Origin of the sequence: Paraburkholderia sp., assembly GCF_034668105.1 — a bacterium.
In the GTDB taxonomy this organism is placed as follows: domain Bacteria; phylum Pseudomonadota; class Gammaproteobacteria; order Burkholderiales; family Burkholderiaceae; genus Paraburkholderia.
This window is the reverse complement of sequence record NZ_JAXDPY010000624.1, coordinates 1-4,291: the sequence shown is the minus strand read 5'-3', so window position 1 is coordinate 4,291 and position 4,291 is coordinate 1. Positions and strand designations below refer to the sequence as shown.

General features: G+C 64.3%; 3 protein-coding genes. All 3 read right to left on the bottom strand.

Going from position 1 to position 4,291, the window contains the following annotated elements; all coding sequences use genetic code 11:
- Positions 1 to 1,826: PHP domain-containing protein (locus QOC89_RS27350; protein ID WP_323047887.1), on the bottom strand; the 1,826-nt coding region annotated here is incomplete at its 3' end.
- Between the two features lie 3 nt (positions 1,827 to 1,829).
- Positions 1,830 to 3,305: a Y-family DNA polymerase gene (locus QOC89_RS27345; protein ID WP_082201622.1), complete on the bottom strand. Its 1,476-nt coding sequence runs from the start codon at positions 3,303 to 3,305 to the stop codon at positions 1,830 to 1,832.
- Positions 3,235 to 3,942, bottom strand: a complete 708-nt coding sequence (gene imuA, locus QOC89_RS27340) for a translesion DNA synthesis-associated protein ImuA (RefSeq protein ID WP_323047886.1) — start codon at positions 3,940 to 3,942, stop codon at positions 3,235 to 3,237. Before imuA ends, QOC89_RS27345 begins: the two co-directional genes overlap by 71 nt.
- Positions 3,943 to 4,291: the final 349 nt, after the last annotated feature.

The following is a 4,291-nucleotide window of genomic DNA, read 5'->3' as shown; positions in this document are numbered from 1 at the left end:
CGGGGCAACATGCTCATCTGCGCCCGCGATTCGATCTGAAACACGCCAACGGTGTCGGCCGCACAGACCATGTCGTAAGTCGCTTCGTCTTCGGGCGGGATGTCCTGCATTTCAAATGGCTCGCCGCGCTGCTGCGACACGAGGTCGAGCGTGCGGCGAATGGCCGACAGCATGCCGAGCGCGAGCACGTCGATTTTCAGCAAACCAAGCGCTTCCAGGTCGTCCTTGTCCCACTGGATGACTGTGCGATCCGGCATCGATGCGTTTTCCACCGGCACGAGCCGCGAGAGCTTGCCGCGCGCGATCACAAAGCCGCCCGTGTGCTGCGACAGATGACGCGGGAAGCCCAGCAGTTGCGCGGCGAGCGTCGCCCACTGCTGGATCATCGGCGTGTCAGGATCGAGGCCGCTATCCACGAATCGCCGGATCAGGTCCGCGCTCGAATCAAACCAGTGATGTTCCTTCGCGACCCGATCAACGATGACGGGGTCGATGCCGAGCGCCTTGCCCGAATCGCGGATTGCCGAGCGCGGGCGGTAGGTCGTCACGGCTGCCGCCAGAGCGGCGCGCGTACGGGTGTACTTCCGGTAGATGTACTGGATGACCTGTTCCCTGCGCTGGTGCTCGAAGTCCACGTCGATGTCAGGCGGCTCTGCCCGCTCTTTTGAGATGAAACGCTCGAACAGCATGCTACTGCGCGCCGGATCCACCTCGGTGACTCCCAGGCAGTAGCAAACAGCGGAGTTGGCCGCAGAGCCTCGCCCCTGACACAGGATGCCTTCGTTGCGCGCGAAACGGACGATGTCGTACACCGTCAAAAAATACGGCTCGTACTTCAGGTCGGCGATCAGCGACAGTTCGTGCTCGATCTGCACCTGAACGTTGTGCGGGATGCCGCGCGGATAACGACGTTGCGCGCCCAGATACGTTTCACCACGCAGGTAAGCGGTGGGCGTGGTGCCGGGCGGCACGAGTTCATCCGGGTACTCGTAGCGCAGTTCGTCCAGCACGAAGGAACAGCGCCCGGCGATGTTCAGTGTTTGCGCCAGCGCTTCGACCGGATAGACATTGGCAAGGCGCAGGCGCGAGCGCAGATGCTGCTCCGCGTTCGGGGCGAGCTCGAAGCCGCACTCAGTGACAGGCCGGTTCAGGCGGATGGCGGTCAGCGTGTCCTGCAACGGCTTGCGCGATCGCACGTGCATGAGCACCTGTCCGGTTGCAACGGCCTTCAGTGCGTGCCGTTCCGCGACGTCCAGCACAACGGTGCGATGCAGGTCATCGAGCGCGCGGGCGTGCAGTGTCAGGCCCATCCAGCAGCGGTCCTCTCCAAAGGTGCGTGCTGCCCACTCGGCCTGTGCGTCGAGGCGCGCCTCCTTCGCCGGGAATTCAGGCGTCAGGATGATGAGGCAGTCGGGCAGGGCGCGCAGATGCGCGTACGGCGGGTCAGGATGATCGAGGTCGTGCGGGTAAAGCAGGTAGGTGCCCTTGGCCGTGCGCGTGCGCGCGAGCGTGATGAGTTCGGACAGGTTGCCGTACCCTTCGCGGTTCTGCGCAATTGCGGTGAAGGCGAGCGCCGGCGAGCCGTCTGCGTTGGTCAGGCGAAAATGCGCGCCGACCAGCAGCTTGATGCCTGCTTCCTTTGCCGCGACATGCGCGCGCACGATCCCCGCGAGCGAACACTCGTCGGTAATGGCGATCGCCTCATATCCGAGTTGCGCTGCGCGCGCGGCCAGTTCCTCGGCGTGCGAGGCGCCCTGCAGGAACGTGAAGTTGGACGCGCACTGCAACTCGGCATAACCGGGCAGGCCGAAGGAACCCGGGGCCATGACTTAGCCGAACAGTCCGTGCAGGAACCAGCGCGGCTCATCGTCGTCGACCGCGCCGATCCGCTCCCGGAAAATCCAATAGCAGATATGGTCGTCGGCTTCTGCGACGAAGTAGTCGCGCGTGACCGGCTCGCCCTGGAACCAGCCAGCCTCGACGCGCTCGCCTGAAGAGACAGTGCGCAGCGGTGTGCCATAGAAGGGCCGTTCGCCACGCATGAGCAGCTTGATCGGAGCTTCGAGCAGCCATGTCGGGCGCGGCGTGTCCGTCGCCGGCGCGACGTACTTCGTCTTGTCCGTCACCGACACCCAGCGCGCGGCGACCTCGGGCCGATGGTCCGCAACCGGCGCGGGACGCAGCACGTTTTCGGGCCCAAGGCGCGCGATCAGCAGTTCGAGCAGCCGCGCGTGGTCGGAGGCCGTACCGCCCGGTTCGGGAAAGAGCGAGTCCGATGCCGCCTCAGCCTCCCTGACCTCCTGCACAACGAGTTGCAGCGCAATGACGGCGGCCGCCAGTTCAACACGGGTGAGCCGTTCCTTCAGCAGGCGTACAAGGTGATCCTCGCGCCATGTTGGCTCGGCAAGTGACACTTCAATCGTTGTCGGCTCGATCGCATCCCGACCGCGCTCGTGTTCGAGCAGCAGGACGATGCGCGTCACGGCAAGCTGTTTCTGTGACAGCCAGCCCGTCAATTGCACAACGAGCCGGCGCGCCGCAAAGAGGCAGGCTTCCGCGTGCTCAATGCGATCGGGCAGTTCCACGCGCGCCTGGAAAGTGGGCGGCGGCTCATACCATTCATACACTTCGGGGGCATCTCCACTGGCGCGGTCGAGCAGATCGAGCAAAGCCGTTCCGCACCGCTTCTTCAGTCCTGCACGCGGCAGGCGCATGAGTTGTCCGACCGTCTCGCATCCAATGCCGGTAAGCCAGTCCAGATGGCGACGTGCGGGCGGGGGCAGATTCACAGGAAGCCTCGCGAGGCCACGGGCAAGGGAATCATGCGAAAGGTGTGCGCCGCCCTGATAGCGCGCGAGCAGCCATGCCGCCTGTCCCGTTGGTGCAATGCTGATGGCGGCCGTCACACCGATGGCGTCTGCAATGCGGCGCGCCATGCGGCGTAGCGACCGGATACCGCCAAAAAGCCGCAGGCTTGCGGATACGTCGACCAGCACGGTGCTTTCCTCCGCGATAACTACCTGCGGTGACAGGTTCAGCAGGCCAGTCGCGACCTCCCGCACGGCGTTGACTTCGGCTGCTCCGTCACGCTCGCGCATGAGGGTAGTTGGGGCGAGCGTCAGTACGCCGCCGCGACGCATGCCGATGCATACCCCAGCGGCGCGCGCAGCCGCATCCGAGGCAATGACGCGCTCCTTTTCGAGCACGGCAAGGCCTTCGGTTGCACTGTGCCCATCACGCGACCACTTCGGCCGGAACACTTCGAGGCACAACAAAGGGAGATGGACGCCGATCCACAGTTGCATTGCGTTTTACATTCAGAATCGGAGAGGGCGTCAACGCGACGAACAGCGGTTCGTCTCGCGCGGGGCCGCGGCGCTTCAGGAACTGGATATCGACTCCGTCCTTAGCCGCGCGGATGGCGAGCCGCACGGGGGCGGGCGATGCATCGCGTGTCGTCGCCAGTGGCCGGACCATGAAAAACAGCGATTCGGATGCCTGCGCGGCAAGGTGCAGGCGGCGCAACGATTCGGGCCGCACATGGTTCTGCCAGAAAAGCAGTGCGCCGCATGTGCCGGCGCGCAGAATCTGCTCGGCAGCCCACAGCGCGTCGGCCGTGCGGGGCGCTTTGACCGTCATGAGGTTCGCCGGATCCAGCCCCCACCAGGCGAAAGCGGTCGGTTGCAAGTCGTGGGGCGGCTGAAGCATGACGACGCGCTTCGATGCCAACTGTCCCAATGCCGGGCGAAGCAGCCGCAGTTCGCCACAGCCAGTCTGCTGCACGAGCAGATCGGTCAGCGCGCCGCGCGGCCATCCACCGCCCGGCAGTTCGCGGGCGAGATCTGCGTCGCCACAGTCGACCACCCGCGACCGTGCGCGGGCAAGCTGGTTACCCCGCCACAAATCCTGGTGAATCGCTTCGGGCACCGGAACTGCGCTCATGGCCCACCTCTGAAAACACTGTATAGGCATACAGTATAGCCGAGGATTGTCGAGGATTGACGAACGGATCACGGGACGATACGCACTGGCCGTCCCTCTGGGCACGGCACGTGCTATGCGCGCTGCATCAAATCGAAACGTATGGAGAAAGAGGGCGACCCGATGCACCACCACACACTGGAGAGCGAACTCAAACACCTGGAAATGGTTCTACGGCACGCCGCTAACGGGATGTAGAACGCCGCGAATGCAACGATAGGCTCACAGGTACTAGAGGAGATGTTGCTTACAATGGGAACGTAGAGCGTATCCGACAGGAGACATCTCATGTGCCGCTGGCTCGCTTATT